Genomic DNA, 15,997 nt, shown 5'->3' on the forward strand with positions numbered 1-15,997 from the left:
CTCCTATCTATGTGTACGTGGATCACTAGCATCCGCTAGATTTTGACCAACAACGAAGAGAGAAAGAGACACCAAGATCAAGGTTGTCAATGGAATCCAGAACAAGTAAGCGTTGGTCGTAACGTTTTGTGAGTAATCTGAGATCAAGCGTCCCAGACTTGGCACTGTTACAGGCAATCCCAATCCAAAGAAGGAAAGGAAGGCTTCATAAGAGATGAAGCTTGGCAACATCAAGGTCATCGTAGAAACAATAACGGATACCAATTGTGGCATGATATTTTTAACGATGATTTTAAAGGTTGGTGTTCCAAGTGTTTGGGAAGCAAGGTTGTATTCCAAGTCACGGTAACGCATGATTTGGATACGAATCATATAAGCAATCCCAATCCAAGTTGTCACACTCATGGCAAAAATCAGATTCCAGAAACCAGCACCGATTGAGTAAGTCAAGACAATGACAATCAAGAGAGATGGAATGTTTGAAATAATGTTATAAACTTCCATCATGACGCGGTCAACAGATTTTGAAATTCCCCAGATTCCACCAACAATAACCCCAATTACAAGGTTGATAAAAGTTGCAATTACAGAGATGAGGATAGAGTTACGCGCACCAAACCAAACCCCGTCAAACAAGGATTTACCATTACTATCTGTACCAAACCAATGTTCAGCATTGGGTTTGATAAAACGAGCAGAAAAGTCATTGACCTTACTTACATCGTTGAAGTCAAAGTTTGAGAACATTGGGTAAATAAAACTCATCAAGATAATGGCAACCAAAATCCCCAACATAATGACTGTTGATTTTTTCTTTAGAAATTGTCTAAATACAGAACCCCAGTATGAATAGGCAGGGGCGTCAATTGTTTCAGAGGCAAAATCGTCACGTTTTACGAACTGAAATTTTTCTTTTCCGATTGTTGACATTATTTGCCTCCTTTCTCTGTCAATTTAATACGTGGGTCAAGCATGGTCATCCAGATATCTCCTACAAAGAGTGAGAAGATAGAAATACATGTGAAGATGAAGACGAGACCAACTACCATTGAGTTGTTGGATGCCTTAACAGAGTCAATCAACATTTTACCCATACCTGGGAAGGCGAAGACTGTTTCTGTCAATGTTGCACCACCAATAACTCCGATTACGGCACCAGGAATACCTGAAACCAAAGGAACCATGGCATTTTTAAAGATGTGTTTATTTGAAATTTCTTTTTCAGACAAACCTTTGGCCCGAGCAAAACGTACGAAGTCTTGAGATTGCAAGTCGATCATGTAACGACGAATCCAGATAGCCGTACTTGGAGCACCCAATAGACCTAAAATAACTGCTGGCAGAACATAAGAACGCCAATCTCCAGCCCCCAAGATAGGGAATGAGTCTGGCAGACCGATAGATGATCCAATCAAGCGCACAATATATACCAAGGCAATCGTTGGGAGGGCAAGCAAGAAGGTCAGAGCACCTGTCGAGAAGCTGTCAATCCAAGTATTCTTGTGGCGAGCCATAGCAGAGCCAAGTGGAATAGCGATAGCATACGAGATAATCAAACCAATCAAACCAGCAACAGCTGAACTTGCAATCATAGATGGATATTGGTAATTGCTTTCTGTAGCCGTGTAAGGATCGTCCTTACCATAGTTTGCCACCTCACGTGCGTCTGCTTGACTTGGAGATTTGTAGGTACGAGAGTAGATATCTACAGATGAAGTCTTTTTACCTGTAGGGAATTGAACTTCTGCTGTCTTAGTTTGTCCCTGACCTTGTGTGATAACTTGAAGCACTGGTGTGTTTGCATAAGTTGGGTAAGAATCACCTAAGTTAACGTTCACAAAGTTTTGGTGTACAAATGGGAATTGGTTATTGAAATACAAAAGATACTTATGTTTTGTACCTGAACCAACCAATGACCAACCGATAGCAGGATCGTTTTCAAAACGAAGATAGCGTTCCAAGTTTGGATTTTCAGGGTCCTGAATCTTGTTTGGATGATCAATATCAATCAAGTTGGCATAGAATTTGAAAACACGTTCAAAAATCGGAATTTCACGCGTAGCATAGAATTGACCACTTTCTGAGAACACACCGAGTGTCCAACCATTTCCTAGTTGGTTGATGTATTTTTCGTAGATTGCCTTATTGGTATCATTGGCATCTACTGTTACAGATGAGTCCATTGTGCTCGCTCTTTCTTGCAACTCTTTGGTATCGTAGTACTCGATATAGCCCATCCGCTCATAAACGGTATTTTCATAATTGTCTCGTTTATCTGGCGTCGTTGCAATCTTGTTATAGTTGGTATCCTGCTTGAAAATCAATTTCCGAGGAACCATCGTATAGATAATTGTGTAGGTCAAGGTTGTCACCAAGAAAATAGACAACAATGAACGCAATACACGCATAAAAATATATTTTTTCATATCGTTTCCTTTTAAAATCCCAAAAGAACCTTCTCCTCATGGAGAGAAAGTTCTCTTGAGAGTTATTTATTTAACGTGATTAGCCAATTCTTTTTGAACTTTTTCGTTTGATTCTTTTTTCTCTTTGAGCCATTTCTCACGAGCTTGTTCATAGTCAGCTTTAGTTACAACCTTGTCTTGCAACTCTACATACTTGAAGTATACGTCTGATCCCTTATCTCCAGATTGGCTGTATGATGCGGAGAATGGTACAACACGAGAAATGGATGGTGCAGCACCAGTTGATGACATAGCTGGCAAGATGAGTGAGCTATCTGTCAACCAAGCTTGAGCAGCAGCGTATTTTTCATAACGAACATTCAAGTCGCTTGTTTCTTTAGCAGCTTCATCAACTAGCTTATCGTATTCTTTCAAACCAACTTGAGCTGCTGCAGCATTATCTGCACCTTCGTAACCCATGTATGTTTTTGTTTGTTCAGCATTCGTTGTCTTCAAGATGTCAAGGTAAGTTGATGGATCTTCATAGTCAGGGTTCCATCCAACGGCACCTGAGAGATCCCAGTCTTCTGCTGCTGCATTCGCCGCATAGTAGGTAATATTAGTAAACTCATCTTTAGAAACTTGTTGGATATCGATGACTACATTGTCTTCTCCAAGCACTGTTTCAACGGATTGTTTGAAGGATTGAATACGTGCGATATAGTTTTTAGCTGTTTGGTCTACTGGAACATCCAAATGGATAGGGAATTTTACACCTTCTGCTTCCAATGCTGTTTTGGCTTTGGCAAATTCGGCTTTGGCTTTATCAGCATTGAAAAGACCATCTTGACCATCCGCAAAGTTTACATTCTTCCACTCATCACCGTAAGCAGCCATCTTTTCAGTTACCAAGTCACCGAAAGTTTTTTCACCTGCAGAGACAAAGTCAGGTTTTACAAAGAGGTTACGAACGGCACGAGGAGCACCTTCTTTACCATTTACTTGAGCTGAGTAAGACGTACGGTCAAAGGCAAAGTTCAAGGCTTGACGGAAATCCTTGTTAAGGAGGGCTTTCTTAGTAGAAGTCTTCTCTTCGTCAGTTGTCTTAGAAGTGTATTTGTAACCTTGGCGGTCAATATTCACACCCAAACCACCAATACCAGGTCCTGATGGGGTGTAGAAGATATTTTCCTTGTAGGTTTCTTCTACTTTAGAGTAGTTTGAACTTGTTGGGTAAAGACGGGCATAGCTATAAGCTCCACTTGTAAAGTTACGTTCAATTGACTCTTGGTCTGAACCATCATAGTATGCAAGTGTTACTTTATCAATATGAACATTATCTTTGTCCCAGTAGTTTTCATTCTTAGCGAACTCGATAGATGACTTAGCAGTCAAACCTTTCAGCAAGAATGGTCCATTGTAAAGCAATGATGTAGGGTCAGTCGCTTTAGCAAAGTCAGATCCTTTTGATTTTTCAAATTCTTCGTTCAATGGCCAGAAGATTGCGTAGGCCATCTTAGAGTTCCAGTATGGTTCTGGTTGGTTCAAAGTATACTCAAGAGTATAATCATCAACTGCCTTCACACCTACTGAAGAAAAGTCTTTTGAATTTCCAGCCAAATAATCAGACAAACCTTTAACAGAATTTTCTGCTAGATAAAGTGCTTCTGACTTGTTATCAGCTGCGTGTTTCAAGCCATTTACGAAGTCTTTCGCTTTCACTTCAGCATACTCTTCGCCATCTGATGTCATCCATTTGACACCTTTACGAATCTTGTAGGTATAAGTCAACCCATCTTTTGAGACTGACCAGTCTTCTGCAACTGCAGGAGTCAAATTCCCATATTTATCATTTGTAAAGAGACCATCGATACCATTTGAAGTGGCAATTTTGGTACTTTGTTTCCCTGAAATGAGGTAATCCAATGTTTCTGGGTCAGCTGAATAAACATAACCATAATTTTTTGGCGCTGTTGAATCAGATGATTTTGAAGAACCACAAGCAGCTAAAACGCCAGTTGCTAATAGGGCAATTCCTGCTGCGACAAATACTCTACTTTTTTTCATATTGTTAACTCCTCTTTGAAAAATTTAGGCTTATTGTCAATTATATCATATATTATCTAAAAAGTAAACGAATTTTCAGAATATTTAGGCGTATACCCTCAAAAAACTTTCATTTGTCAAATTTTTCTATTCTTTGTTTGCTATCTAGGTGATTAGATGGCAATTTTACAGCCTGTGAAGACTGATTCCCAGACTTTCTCTCTTGGTTTTAAAGCCTGTCATAAAAAGGGAAAGTTTCCTAAATTGGATTTTCGTTTAAGAAACTATTGACGTAGAATCATTTTCAAGGTATAATAATAAACGTTGAGGCGGTATAGCCAAGTGGTAAGGCACGGCTCTGCAAAAGCTTGATCGTCGGTTCAAATCCGTCTACCGCCTTATAGTAAACCAAAAGACTCCCCGTGAGTCTTTTTTCTTATAAATGGGAGCTTGATCACCTGATGGTGACTCAAGCTCTTTTATTCTGTTTCTTCTTCATTTTCTATTTCAGTGATTTGAACTTTTACCTTAGTGACACGTCCGTTTTTCACCTTGTCGTTGGTGAGTTTGATTTGTTTGTTTTGGCTAACCAACTCAAAACTGATTTTTTCAGTTGTTGGAATGGTTCCTACTCCAGTTAGATAGTAGCCTGCGATGGTATCAACGTCATCACTTTCCAATTCAACATTAAAATAGGCATTGAAGTCATTGAGTGTCATCGTCCCTTGAACGATATAGGTATCGTCCCCAATTGGGTGAACCTCAATTTCTGCTCGGTCTGTCTCGTCGTCGATTTCTCCGACAATCTCCTCCAGCAGGTCTTCCAGTGTGACCAAACCAGCCATACCACCATATTCATCGAGCAAAATAGCCATCTGTCTCTGGGTGTTTCGCAGTTCTTTTAGCAAGTCATCCACAAAAATGGTTTCCGGGACAAAGAGTGGATCTTGTAAGATCCTCTTCCAAACAATATTGTCAAAACCATCCACAAAAGCCGCCTTAAGAAGACTCTTGGTGTGAATAATTCCAATCACATTGTCCTTATCCCCATCATAAACTGGGATACGGGAAAAGTTTTGTTTTAAAATACTTTGGATAATGGTTTGACTATCATCCTGAATATCCACCATAAAGGCATCTGTCCGAGGAACCATGACTTCTCTTGCCATCAGTTCATCTAGAGAGAAAATCCCTTGTAACATCTCGATTTCGTCTGCATCCAAGGTTTCCTCACTCTTGGTCAACATGTACTCAATTTCATCTCGAGTCATTTTTTCATCCGCATCATCAAAGGTCATTGGTGTTAAACGACTCAAGAGGTTGGTTGAAGCAGATAACAACCAGACAAAGGGACTGACAATCTTCCCAAGTCCAATAATAATCGGAACAGAGCGGATAGCTAAGGCATCTTTGAGATTGAGGGCAATCCGTTTAGGATAGAGTTCACCAAAAACAATAGAGATGTAGGTCAAGAATGCCAAAGAGAGGAAACTTGCAATGGCATAAGCTGTTTCTCCATTCCCCATCCAAGAGGCAATTACTTGTCCAAGTGTAGCTGCCAATTTTGCCCCTGACAAGATTGTGATCAAGGTGATACCGACTTGAATGGTTGATAAAAAGTGATTAGGGTTTTCAAGTACCTTTAGCAAACGGATATAGCGTTTATCGCCTTCTTCTGCTTTTTGCTCTACTCGGGCACGATTTAGTGACACCATAGCCATTTCTGTAGCTGAGAAAAAGGCATTTAAAAAGGTCAATACAACTAAAAGTACAAATTGCAGTAACAAATCCTGACTGCTCGGGTCTTCCATGGTCTTTCTCCTAAAATAGTATCTTGTGTTCCATTATATCATAAATCGGTCTAGGAATCACATTATTTTCTAATTTATACAATCGCTCCCTTATCAATGACGGACAAGGGAGCAATTTTTATTCCTTTTTTTCTAGTTTGTCACCGTGACCTGACCTGTTCGGTAATCGAGTTGGATACCCTTTTGAACATTTGGAATCAGGACGTTGAATTCCAATTCGCCATCCGAAGACTTGGCTTCAATTTGTGAAGCGGATGGAACCAAATCCTCATTTGTAGCATAGTGGAGAGTTACCCGATAACGGACTCTCTTATTCTGGTCTAAGGCTTTCCTAACCAGACTCTCATAGTAGTTCTGCCCTGTCGAATCTTCAGCCTGAGCCTGGTTGGCCCAAGCTGTCTGAACTGCAATGTTCTTGGGATTGCTGGTAGAGGCATCAAAACCATCCAAACCACCTATCAAGGCATAGCCCAGCAGGTGCCCCCTATCGACTGCATGTGTATAGGCTCCCTTTAGATTCTTGACCTGATGCCATCCTGGTGGCGTCCATGAGGTTGAGCCATTGCCTGTTTCTTCACGATTTTTATACTGTCGAGTCGCTTTGGATAAGAGAGCATTGGCAACCGTTGGAACTGTCTCTTTCCCGACTGGTTTTGTTTTATTATCCGCGTAGGGTTTGCTAGAAACTTTGGCATCTAGATTGGTTTTATTGCCATTTACGACAAAGGCACCTGCCCCATTCCATTCTAGACCACCTTTTATTTGATTCTTGATCGACTCAGTTAAGACACTTTCTGCCAACTCCTGACTAGGAGCTTCTGAAGCTTGTCTTTTCTGGCTAACCTTAGTTTTAGGGGTGTTTGGCGCTGACTGCATCTGCTTAATGTAATAACTACCAGCAGATAATAGTAAGAATATGAGTAGCCCTATCAGAGCCTGTCTTGTTTTCTTGTCCATATCTCTCCTTATATCTCTAGAAAAAGACTGGTCTCCCAGCCTAATTTCCTGTAAATTTACTAATCAATTCTTGCCATTTCGCTGGAGACAAAATCGCCCATGGATCCTGTCCCTTTCCTAGAATCCCGTAGCCAATCATCAAGCCGATTCCTAAAGCCAGAAAGCCTAGCAATAGTACGATAAAAATCAACAGTAAACGACGGAGTACATAGCGTAAGTTTTTATTCTTCTTCATCATTTGCCTCGATTCGCTGAATCTTCGCTCCTAGCTGAGCCAACTTCTCATGGAAGCGGTAGTAACCTCTATCAAGGTGGACTAATTTACCGACAACTGTTTCTCCTTGCGCCACCAAACCTGTCAAAATTAAAGCCGCACTAGCGCGAAGGTCCGTTGATAAAACTTCTGCCCCTTGCAAAGCCTGTCCCCCAACAATACGAGCTGTGTCACGGATAATCTCTGAATGCAAGCCCATCCGACGCATTTCCTCCAGATGTTGGAACCGATTCTCAAACACCGTTTCCACCATGGTGGATTCCCCTTTTGCGACAGTCATTAAGGCTGTAAATTGAGCCTGCATATCTGTCGGGAATCCTGGATGTGGCAAGGTTTTTACATGAACAGCTTTAAGATTTTCCAGTTGAGAACGGACACGAATGCCTTCCGACTCCTCTGTTACCTCTACTCCCATTTCAAGGAGTTTAGCAATCAAGGGACGATTATGCTCCCAGACTGCATCTCGAATGAGGACATCACCGCCAGTCATGGCTGCCGCCACCATAAAGGTTCCAGCTTCGATACGGTCCTGTACCACATTATGAGTTGTTCCATGGAGTTCCTCGACACCAGTTACTGTAATTGTTTCAGTACCAGCTCCCTTGACCTTGGCTCCCATTTCATTAAGAAGGATAGCAAGGTCAACAATTTCCGGCTCACGCGCAGCATTTTCAATCACTGTCACACCGTCAGCTAACGTCGCTGCCATCATCAGGTTTTGTGTCGCGCCAACACTAGGGAAGTCCATATAGATATGAGCACCATGCAAGCGTTCTGCCTTGGCTTCGATGTAACCAGCTGTCTGGCTAATCTTAGCTCCCATAGCTTCCAAGCCCTTGAGGTGGAGATCGATTGGACGACTCCCAATGGTGCAACCACCTGGCATGGATACCTTGGCATGTCCTACACGAGCAAGGATTGGTCCCAAGACAACGATCGATGCACGCATCTTACTGACATACTTGTAAGGAGCCTCCTCTGTGATGTCACCAGTCGCATCGACTTCGACAAGATGAGCTTCCTCATCAAAGTCAACCTTGGCATTCAGACCACGAACTACTTGATTCATGGTGAAAACATCTGACAAGATCGGGACGTTCTGCAAGACTGTCTTACCCTTGCTTGCTAGAATAGTCGCTGCCAACAAGGGCAAGACGGCATTCTTTGCTCCCTCGATTGTCACACTCCCGACCAGACGATTATCACCGCCTTGAACCACAATTTTTTCCATAGTTGTTTCCTTTACTTTTGATTTTATAATAATCCTCTAAGTGCTTCTTGCCACAATTGATATAAACTGATAAAGAATGAACTCAATATGTAGCCCATTACAATACTAAAGAAGCCTACCAACAAACGAACCTTTTTTGTGTTAGTAGCGGTCGCTTTTAAAACCTTTTCCCATCTCACAAGATCCTTCAAAAGGTAAAAACTCAAATAAATAAAGAGTATATGACTACTTAGAGTGAATAATAATTGAACCATTTGACCATTATACCATCTTATCCGCTTGCGCGCTAGTTTTCGATTTTTCTACGAATTAGGGGTTGCTTTTAAGATAATTAATCGCATCCTGCAAGGTTTTAACGGGAACGATTTTCATCTCTGTCTTGATCGTTTTGGCAGCTTCTAGGGCTGTTCCATAGTTGCTTTTCGCATTGGGATCTGCTTTTTTTGCTTCCTCGGTGACTGGATTATCAGGAGCAAAAAAGACGTTGGCTCCCTGACGAGAGGCTGCAACTACTTTTTTGTCAATTCCACCAATGTCGCCAACATTTCCGTCCCGATCAATAGTTCCCGTTCCCGCAACGATGCGGCCATTACGAAGACCTGGATCTGCTATCTGGGTGTAGATAGCTAGACTAAACATGAGACCTGCACTTGGACCGCCGATACCAGCTGTGGAGAAGCGAATGGGAACATCACTTGTCACTTCCGTACGGTCAATCAAGCCAATCCCAATCCCGTTTTTCCCGTTTTCGAGAGTGATAATTTTACCTTCAGCAGTCTTGACTCTTCCGTCTTCTTCGTAGGTTACCTTGACTGGATCTCCTAGTTTTTGAGAGTTGACATAATCAACCAAGTCCTTTGAACTATCAAAGGTCTTGTCATTAACAGCTGTCACGGTATCCGCAATGTTCAGAATACCCTTAAAAGTTGAATTATCCGTCACGGTTAAGACATAAACTCCCAGATACTTGAGTTCGATATCCTTACCAGCCGTCTTCAGTCCTTGATACTTGGCCATATTTTGAGAAGTTTGCATGTAGAACTGATTGATCCGCATAAACTCCGCATCCGTAGAGCCACCCGTTGTCTCCTTGGCACTTCTAATATCCGTGAAAGGTGTTAACCAAGCATAGACAAGATGCGACAGGGTTGCGTGTCGAATGCCGACTGTTACAAACTGGTAAGCTCCTGCTTCTGTGTCTTCTGTTTCATTGACTTTCAAAACGCGACGAATATCTTCCGCTCCACCTGGAACTTCTATGTAGTAAGGTAAAGGTACTACAAAGGCTAAAAAAGTCAATACTAGTGCTAGGATGACATATAAGGGCCATCTAGTTTTTTTCTTCATGTTCTAATTCCTCCACAACACTGTTTGGGACATATTGCTGAATTTCCTGACCAAACTTCAGAAGTTCTCTCACGGCCGAAGAGCTAATATAAAGATGCTCTGGGCGACTATATAGGTAAATGGTTTCGATTTCTGGAGCCAGTTGATGATTGTAGTAGTCAAAACTAGCCTCATATTGCAAGTCTGTAGCATTTCGCAAGCCACGGACAAGGGTTTTGGCTCCCAGTCTCCTTGCAACTTCGACTACCAATTCATCATGAGAAGCCAGCACCTTTACATTACCTAAATGTGCTACGGCTTTTTCAACTGCTCGTTTGCGATTTTCAACGGGGAGAAAGCCTTGTTTGTGGGGATTGTAGAACACCCCGACATAGAGCTTATCAAAGAGTTTGCTGGCACGTTCAATGATATCCAGATGTCCATTTGTCATCGGATCAAATGAACCGGTAAATAATCCAATTTTATCTGACATAGACTGTCACCTTACTAATCCCATATATTTTTTCCTTCCAGATGCCTAAGCAGGCGATTTCTTCTGGAAGTTCTACAGACTTATCGGTTTCGCAGACAACCATGATTTCTTCGGAAAATAGGTTTCTTTCTGCCATTTTTTCGATATCTGCAACGATTTGTTCCTTGGCATAGGGAGGGTCTAAAAAGACCAGGTCAAAGGGACCATTCACTTGCTCCAAGGCCCGTTCAGCCTCCATCTTTAAGAGCTGAAATTTGGAAACTTCCTTGGTCATTTGGATATTTGCAGCGACGATAGCTTGTGCCTTTCGATCCCGTTCCACTAAGACAGCATGGGACATCCCTCTTGACACAGCTTCAATAGACAGACCACCACTGCCAGCATAGAGATCCAAGACACGACCGCCCTCAAAATAGGGACCTATCATGTTAAAGATAGCTCCACGCACCTTATCTGATGTCGGCCTCGTCGTCTTGCCTTCTAGCGTCTTGAGGGGACGCCCTCCGTAGATTCCTGATACGATTTTCATACCGTTTATTATACCAAATTATAGGCAAAAAGAGAAAGAAAACCGAACCTTTCGGTTCGATTTCCTACAAGATATTTTCATAAGTGTCGCGGACTTCTTGCGGCCAAACACTAGTCTGAACCTCTCCGATGTGTTTCTTACGAAGAAGGAACATGGCCATCCGAGACTGTCCAATCCCTCCACCGATTGTCAGTGGGAAAAGACCGTTTAGCAAGGCCTTATGCCATTCCAACTCCAGACGATCTTCGTCCCCTGTAAGAGCCACTTGGCGACGAAGCGTGTCCTCATCTACCCGAATCCCCATTGAAGAAAGTTCAAAAGCGCAACCAAGAGATTCATTCCAAACCAGAATATCTCCATTTAGCCCCTTGTAGCCATTCTCAGACTCTGTGGTCCAGTCATCGTAGTCAGGCGCACGGCCATCATGCGGTTTTCCATCTGGTAACTCTCCACCAATACCAATCAAGAAGACCGCACCGAACTCTTTACAGATCGCATTTTCACGCTCTTTTGGTGTCAAGTCTGGGTAACGTTCTACCAACTCTTCTGTATGGATAAAGGTGATTTGTTTTGGCAAGATCGATTCGATATCATAGCGGGCTTCTACGGCTAGCTCTGTCAGACGAATAGCCTTGTAAATCTTTTCAACTGTTTCTTTAAGATAAGCGATATTGCGTTTCCCATTTGGAATCACTTTTTCCCAGTCCCACTGGTCTACATAAACAGAGTGGGTCGCATCTAGCGAATCTTCATCTGGGCGAAGAGCCTTCATGTGGACAAACAAACCTTCCCCATCACCGAAACCAAAACGAGCCAAGGTGTGGCGTTTCCATTTAGCAAGTGAATGAACGACCTCATAGGTTTCATTCGGGATTTGCAAGACCTTCACAGATACTGGATTTTCAACACCTGAAAGGTTATCCTGCATCCCATCGCCGACCTTACTCAAGATAGGTCCCTGAACTTCAACGACTTCTAGTTTATCTTTCAAATACTGGGTAAAGGTATTTTTAACAAAAGAAATTTCTTCTTGCTGATGAATAAAACTTTTCTTCATAAATACTCCTAAAAACATAATTACTAGCATTATACTCCTATTTTTCAGAAAAGAAAAGGGTAAATAAGAAAAAGTCAGTGCTCTTTGGAACACTGACTCTATAGATTTTTAATCGTTTCGACCAAAAATTCGTAAGATGCTAAGGAAGAGGTTGATAAAGTCTAGGTAAATGCTGAGTGCCATTGAAATAACCCAGCCTGTCGCTACTTTTCCTCGTGATCTTTCATAAGCAAGACGAATTCTTTGGTTATCCCAAGCAATCAATCCTGAGAAGACCAAGACCATGGCTACACTAATCATGTAGTCAAAGAAGCTATTGGCTAGAAATAGATTCACAACCATGGCAATAATTAACCCGACAAGCGCCGCCATCAAAGCTCGACCCATCCCACTCAAATCTTTCTTAGTGAAAATCCCGATTGCCGCCATGACAAAGAAAAGAAGAGCACTAGATACAAAGGCTGATAAAACTGTTCCCGGCGTATAGAAGGCTACGACAAAGCTAAGGGTGAAGCCATTCAGTAGGGAGTATACTAGAAATACTGGCAGAGCTGCTGGGCTATTTTTTGCAGCCATGCTACTTGCAACAAAGACTAAACCAAGTTCTGCAAAAGTTGCAATCATCAGCCAGAGACGCCCATGCATTAAAAAGTAAGTCAATTGAGCTTGGAAGACTGTCAACATCAAAGCTGACACTAGAGCTGATAGACCAATTCCAAGTCCTACAAAGGCATAAACCTTAGCGTAAAATTGATTGAGACCTGAACGTTCTTGAATAATTGTTTGATTCATTCCGATTCTCCTTTTTCTATAAATATGTCTTGATTATAACAAAGATTTTATAAATTAGCTGAAATAAAACATCAATATGCCTGCGGCAATGGCAACATTGAGACTCTCTGCCTTACCTTTCATGCCAATGTGAACCAGCTGATCAGCACTCTCAGCCATAACAGAACTAATCCCCTGTCCTTCATTTCCCATGACTAAAGCAAAGTTTTCTAAGGGAGAAAGCTCACGATAGTCCTTGGATTCTTTGGATAAGGTCGTTGCTAGAATGGGCATAGCAGTCTTCTTAGTCTCTTCTATAAAGGAAGCAAGAGACATACGATAGATGGGCAAGTGAAAATGACTTCCTTGCATGGAACGCAGGGTCTTAAGACTGTAGATATCTGCTGACTTGTCTGAAACAATGACCCCTGTAAAACCTGCAGCATCCGCAGTCCGAATCATGGTACCCACATTACCAGGATCTTGGACGTCTTCTAAGAATAGAAACTTACCCTGACTAAAATCAGGCGGTCCCACTTCTTCTTTTAGAAGAACTGCGACAATGCCTTGAGGAGTTTGCGTATCTGCTAAGTCCCGCAAAATCTCCTCTGAAACCCAGACAGTTTGAGGAAAGGCAGCTAGCTGAACTCGGTAACTTTCTAGGGCAAAGATCTTTTCAATCGTCACCCCAGCTTGAACAGCTTCTTCGAATAAATGCCAACCTTCAATCAAATAGGCAGACTTTCGATATTTTTTTTGATGCAATTTCTTGGCATTTTTTACCACTGAATTGGCTTTTGAGGTTATAATAGTCATAGAAACATTATAACACAATCAAAGGGGGTTAGTATGCAAAAGGTTAGAATGATTGCCCAAGGCAGGGTGCAGGGTGTTGGTTTCCGTTGGGGTGTTGTTACTCTAGCGCTTGAAATCGGTGGCATCACTGGTCGTGTCTGGAATAACGACGATGGTACAGTAGAAATTCTCGCTCAGGCAGAGTCCTCCGCCACTATGGCAAAATTTATCCAAGAAATCCGTAAAGGACCAACGCCTTTTTCAAAAGTTACCTATCTAGATGTGCAAATGAGCAACTTTTCATCCTATTCAGACTTCAAAGTCGCAAATTAGGTCTCCAGAACTATTGTATATTTTACAAAAAAACAGTAGAATAGAAAGGTATAATTTTTAAAGAAGGAATGAAAACATTGAAATCTATTAAACGTTTTGCCCTCTCTGCTATGGGAGTGGCTATGCTACTCGTCTTGACAGGCTGTGTCCAAGTAGACAAAGCAACAGGACAACCTACAGGATTGATTTGGGATACCATCGGAGCACCTATGGCTGAAGCCATCAAGTACTTTGCCAACGACCAGGGTCTTGGTTTTGGTGTCGCTATTATCATCGTAACCATTATTGTACGTTTGATTATCTTGCCACTCGGTATCTACCAATCATGGAAAGCGACACTTCACTCTGAAAAGATGAATGCCCTCAAACACGTGCTTGAACCACATCAAACACGTCTCAAAGAAGCAACAACTCAGGAAGAAAAACTTGAGGCTCAACAAGCTCTCTTTGCTGCTCAGAAAGAACACGGTATTAGCATGTTAGGTGGTGTAGGATGTTTCCCTATCCTCATTCAAATGCCTTTCTTCTCTGCTATCTACTTTGCAGCCCAGCTCACTGAAGGGGTAGCTAGCTCTACCTTCTTGGGTATTGATCTTGGTTCACCAAGTATGATCCTCGTAGCCTTTGCTGGTGTCCTCTACTATCTCCAATCACTCCTCTCGCTTCATGGCGTAGAAGATGAGATGCAAAGAGAACAGCTCAAGAAAATGATCTACATGAGCCCACTCATGATTGTCGTCTTCTCCTTCTTCTCACCAGCTAGTGTGACGCTTTACTGGGTTGTCGGTGGTTTCATGATGATTCTTCAACAGTTCATCGTTAACTATGTTGTCCGTCCAAAACTCCGTCAAAAAGTTCGTGAAGAATTTGCCAAAAACCCACCAAAAGCAAGTTCGTTTGCGACTGGAGGTGGACGCAAAGATGTCACTCCTGACCAAGCAACTGCTATCATAAGCAATAAGAAACATAAAAAACGCAATTCTGGAAAACAACATTCTAGAAAATAAGAAAAAGGCTTAGCTGAGAGGCTAAGTCTTTTTGCATCACAAAAGCCCGATGTCTCCATCAGACTTCTTTTTATCCATGAACACGTTTCATGTAGTCTTGGTAACTTTCTGTATCCATCAATTCCTTGGCATTCTTGACACGGTCTGCTGTTGGAGGTTTGACCCCTTCGAGCGAATAAGGAATTCCAAGTTCACGCCACTTGAACTCACCCATCGTATGATAAGGTAGGATTTCAAACTTGTCAACATTTTTAAGGGTCTTGACAAACTTACCAAGTTCGATCAAGTCGTCATCTCTATCCGTCAAACCTGGAACTAGCACGTGGCGAATCCAAACAGGTTTTCCAATATCTGATAGGTACTGGGCACAGGCCAAGATGTTTTTATTGGTTTGGCTTGTGACAATCTTGTGCTGTTCTTCGTTGATTTCCTTAATATCCAGAAGAACCAAGTCTGTCACCGCCATGAGTTTATTAAACTTTTCGAGATAACGTGGCTTGTTACGGAATGGAAGGGCACAGGTATCCAAGGTACAGTGGATTCCTTTTTCCTTGGCCTTGGTAAAGAGGGCAATCAAGAAATCAATCTGTAAGAGGGCTTCTCCTCCACTAACAGTGATTCCTCCCTTGTCCCCCCAGAAACCACGGTAGCGAAGAGCTTCTGTCAAGACATCGTCCACAGTCCGTTTTCGGGATTTATTGGTCTCCATAGCCCATGTATCGGGGTTATGGCAGTATTGGCAACGCATCTGACAGCCCTGCAAAAAGACAATAAAACGAATCCCAGGGCCATCTACCGCCCCAAAACTCTCTGTCGAATGCACCATTCCTGTCACTTGTCCATAGTCAATTGTTTCTTCAGACATATCGTCACCTTCCTTGAAACCGTTTTATAGTTTTATTATATCACGAGTAAGGGGAAAAACAAGGTTTTTTTGTCTATTTTTTAGAAAGCAATCTGTT

Annotated in this window: 17 protein-coding genes and 1 tRNA gene; 3 read left to right on the plus strand and 15 right to left on the minus strand. The window is 42.1% G+C overall.

Annotated elements, in window-relative coordinates:
• Nucleotides 1–3: 3 nt before the first annotated feature.
• The 3 genes from oppC to ADI74_RS05985 all read right to left on the minus strand — a co-directional run bounded on the left by oppC (nucleotide 4) and on the right by ADI74_RS05985 (nucleotide 4,472).
• Nucleotides 4–930, minus strand: coding sequence for an oligopeptide ABC transporter permease OppC (gene oppC / locus ADI74_RS05975; RefSeq protein WP_033629311.1), 927 nt, complete (start codon nucleotides 928–930; stop codon nucleotides 4–6).
• The gene (locus tag ADI74_RS05980; protein ID WP_049537735.1) at nucleotides 930–2,426 is read right to left on the minus strand and encodes an ABC transporter permease; all 1,497 of its coding nucleotides are present in this window, start codon (nucleotides 2,424–2,426) and stop codon (nucleotides 930–932) included. The genes oppC and ADI74_RS05980 overlap by 1 nt, the downstream gene beginning before the upstream one ends.
• Nucleotides 2,427–2,492: 66 nt before the next feature.
• Complete coding sequence (locus ADI74_RS05985; protein ID WP_049537738.1) at nucleotides 2,493–4,472, minus strand: peptide ABC transporter substrate-binding protein; 1,980 nt, start codon at nucleotides 4,470–4,472, stop codon at nucleotides 2,493–2,495.
• A 307-nt stretch (nucleotides 4,473–4,779) separates the two neighbouring features.
• On the opposite strand from ADI74_RS05985, the gene ADI74_RS05990 reads away from it, so the two are divergent.
• A tRNA-Cys gene (locus ADI74_RS05990) sits at nucleotides 4,780–4,850 on the plus strand.
• Nucleotides 4,851–4,930: 80 nt separating this feature from the next.
• On the opposite strand, the gene ADI74_RS05995 is transcribed toward ADI74_RS05990, so the two are convergent.
• The 11 genes from ADI74_RS05995 to ADI74_RS06040 form a co-directional block, all read right to left on the minus strand.
• Nucleotides 4,931–6,262 (minus strand): hemolysin family protein, encoded by a 1,332-nt coding sequence (locus ADI74_RS05995; protein WP_049537739.1) that lies wholly within the window; start codon nucleotides 6,260–6,262, stop codon nucleotides 4,931–4,933.
• Nucleotides 6,263–6,394: 132 nt separating this feature from the next.
• Nucleotides 6,395–7,219: a DNA/RNA non-specific endonuclease gene (locus ADI74_RS06000; RefSeq protein WP_049537742.1), complete on the minus strand. Its 825-nt coding sequence runs from the start codon at nucleotides 7,217–7,219 to the stop codon at nucleotides 6,395–6,397.
• Between the two features lie 40 nt (nucleotides 7,220–7,259).
• Entirely contained in the window at nucleotides 7,260–7,454 is a 195-nt protein-coding gene (locus ADI74_RS06005) for a DNA-directed RNA polymerase subunit beta (RefSeq protein WP_049537744.1), read from the minus strand.
• Nucleotides 7,441–8,724, minus strand: a complete 1,284-nt coding sequence (gene murA / locus ADI74_RS06010) for a UDP-N-acetylglucosamine 1-carboxyvinyltransferase (RefSeq protein ID WP_049537746.1) — start codon at nucleotides 8,722–8,724, stop codon at nucleotides 7,441–7,443. The genes ADI74_RS06005 and murA overlap by 14 nt, the downstream gene beginning before the upstream one ends.
• Before the next feature lie 23 nt (nucleotides 8,725–8,747).
• Nucleotides 8,748–8,978, minus strand: coding sequence for a DUF1146 family protein (locus tag ADI74_RS10835; protein ID WP_080980365.1), 231 nt, complete (start codon nucleotides 8,976–8,978; stop codon nucleotides 8,748–8,750).
• A 55-nt stretch (nucleotides 8,979–9,033) separates the two neighbouring features.
• Nucleotides 9,034–10,071, minus strand: coding sequence for a SepM family pheromone-processing serine protease (locus ADI74_RS06015; protein WP_049537747.1), 1,038 nt, complete (start codon nucleotides 10,069–10,071; stop codon nucleotides 9,034–9,036).
• The gene (gene coaD / locus ADI74_RS06020) at nucleotides 10,055–10,543 is read right to left on the minus strand and encodes a pantetheine-phosphate adenylyltransferase (RefSeq protein ID WP_049537748.1); all 489 of its coding nucleotides are present in this window, start codon (nucleotides 10,541–10,543) and stop codon (nucleotides 10,055–10,057) included. The genes ADI74_RS06015 and coaD overlap by 17 nt, the downstream gene beginning before the upstream one ends.
• A complete protein-coding gene (gene rsmD, locus ADI74_RS06025; protein ID WP_049537749.1) occupies nucleotides 10,533–11,072 on the minus strand; it encodes a 16S rRNA (guanine(966)-N(2))-methyltransferase RsmD in 540 nt (179 codons plus the stop codon). Before rsmD ends, coaD begins: the two co-directional genes overlap by 11 nt.
• A 64-nt stretch (nucleotides 11,073–11,136) precedes the next feature.
• Nucleotides 11,137–12,129, minus strand: coding sequence for an aspartate--ammonia ligase (gene asnA / locus ADI74_RS06030; RefSeq protein ID WP_049537752.1), 993 nt, complete (start codon nucleotides 12,127–12,129; stop codon nucleotides 11,137–11,139).
• 108 nt (nucleotides 12,130–12,237) lie between these two features.
• Nucleotides 12,238–12,921, minus strand: coding sequence for a Bax inhibitor-1/YccA family protein (locus ADI74_RS06035; protein ID WP_049537754.1), 684 nt, complete (start codon nucleotides 12,919–12,921; stop codon nucleotides 12,238–12,240).
• A gap of 54 nt (nucleotides 12,922–12,975) precedes the next feature.
• A complete protein-coding gene (locus ADI74_RS06040) occupies nucleotides 12,976–13,716 on the minus strand; it encodes a TrmH family RNA methyltransferase (protein WP_049537756.1) in 741 nt (246 codons plus the stop codon).
• A gap of 33 nt (nucleotides 13,717–13,749) precedes the next feature.
• Between ADI74_RS06040 and ADI74_RS06045 the strand changes: the two genes are divergently transcribed.
• Together ADI74_RS06045 and yidC are read left to right on the plus strand one after the other, a co-directional pair.
• Nucleotides 13,750–14,028, plus strand: a complete 279-nt coding sequence (locus ADI74_RS06045) for an acylphosphatase (RefSeq protein WP_001174610.1) — start codon at nucleotides 13,750–13,752, stop codon at nucleotides 14,026–14,028.
• A 77-nt stretch (nucleotides 14,029–14,105) separates the two neighbouring features.
• Complete coding sequence (yidC, locus tag ADI74_RS06050) at nucleotides 14,106–15,035, plus strand: membrane protein insertase YidC (RefSeq protein ID WP_049537805.1); 930 nt, start codon at nucleotides 14,106–14,108, stop codon at nucleotides 15,033–15,035.
• 70 nt (nucleotides 15,036–15,105) lie between these two features.
• Here the strand turns inward: yidC and pflA are convergent, their stop codons facing one another.
• Entirely contained in the window at nucleotides 15,106–15,900 is a 795-nt protein-coding gene (pflA, locus tag ADI74_RS06055) for a pyruvate formate-lyase-activating protein (RefSeq protein ID WP_049537758.1), read from the minus strand.
• Between the last annotated feature and the right edge of the window lie 97 nt (nucleotides 15,901–15,997).

Source organism: Streptococcus pseudopneumoniae, assembly GCF_001074565.1.
GTDB lineage: Bacteria > Bacillota > Bacilli > Lactobacillales > Streptococcaceae > Streptococcus > Streptococcus pseudopneumoniae_J.

Excerpts from the sequence above, each read along its gene's own strand:
- ADI74_RS06035 (WP_049537754.1), bottom strand. The coding sequence starts at position 12,921 with ATGAATCAAACAATTATTCAAGAACGTTCAGGTCTCAATCAATTTTAC.
- ADI74_RS06045 (WP_001174610.1), top strand. The coding sequence starts at position 13,750 with ATGCAAAAGGTTAGAATGATTGCCCAAGGCAGGGTGCAGGGTGTTGGT.
- ADI74_RS05980 (WP_049537735.1), bottom strand. The coding sequence starts at position 2,426 with ATGAAAAAATATATTTTTATGCGTGTATTGCGTTCATTGTTGTCTATT.
- ADI74_RS06005 (WP_049537744.1), bottom strand. The coding sequence starts at position 7,454 with ATGAAGAAGAATAAAAACTTACGCTATGTACTCCGTCGTTTACTGTTG.
- ADI74_RS05985 (WP_049537738.1), bottom strand. The coding sequence starts at position 4,472 with ATGAAAAAAAGTAGAGTATTTGTCGCAGCAGGAATTGCCCTATTAGCA.
- ADI74_RS06000 (WP_049537742.1), bottom strand. The coding sequence starts at position 7,219 with ATGGACAAGAAAACAAGACAGGCTCTGATAGGGCTACTCATATTCTTA.
- oppC (WP_033629311.1), bottom strand. The coding sequence starts at position 930 with ATGTCAACAATCGGAAAAGAAAAATTTCAGTTCGTAAAACGTGACGAT.
- ADI74_RS06015 (WP_049537747.1), bottom strand. The coding sequence starts at position 10,071 with ATGAAGAAAAAAACTAGATGGCCCTTATATGTCATCCTAGCACTAGTA.
- asnA (WP_049537752.1), bottom strand. The coding sequence starts at position 12,129 with ATGAAGAAAAGTTTTATTCATCAGCAAGAAGAAATTTCTTTTGTTAAA.
- rsmD (WP_049537749.1), bottom strand. The coding sequence starts at position 11,072 with ATGAAAATCGTATCAGGAATCTACGGAGGGCGTCCCCTCAAGACGCTA.
- pflA (WP_049537758.1), bottom strand. The coding sequence starts at position 15,900 with ATGTCTGAAGAAACAATTGACTATGGACAAGTGACAGGAATGGTGCAT.
- coaD (WP_049537748.1), bottom strand. The coding sequence starts at position 10,543 with ATGTCAGATAAAATTGGATTATTTACCGGTTCATTTGATCCGATGACA.
- ADI74_RS06040 (WP_049537756.1), bottom strand. The coding sequence starts at position 13,716 with ATGACTATTATAACCTCAAAAGCCAATTCAGTGGTAAAAAATGCCAAG.
- murA (WP_049537746.1), bottom strand. The coding sequence starts at position 8,724 with ATGGAAAAAATTGTGGTTCAAGGCGGTGATAATCGTCTGGTCGGGAGT.
- ADI74_RS05995 (WP_049537739.1), bottom strand. The coding sequence starts at position 6,262 with ATGGAAGACCCGAGCAGTCAGGATTTGTTACTGCAATTTGTACTTTTA.
- ADI74_RS10835 (WP_080980365.1), bottom strand. The coding sequence starts at position 8,978 with ATGGTTCAATTATTATTCACTCTAAGTAGTCATATACTCTTTATTTAT.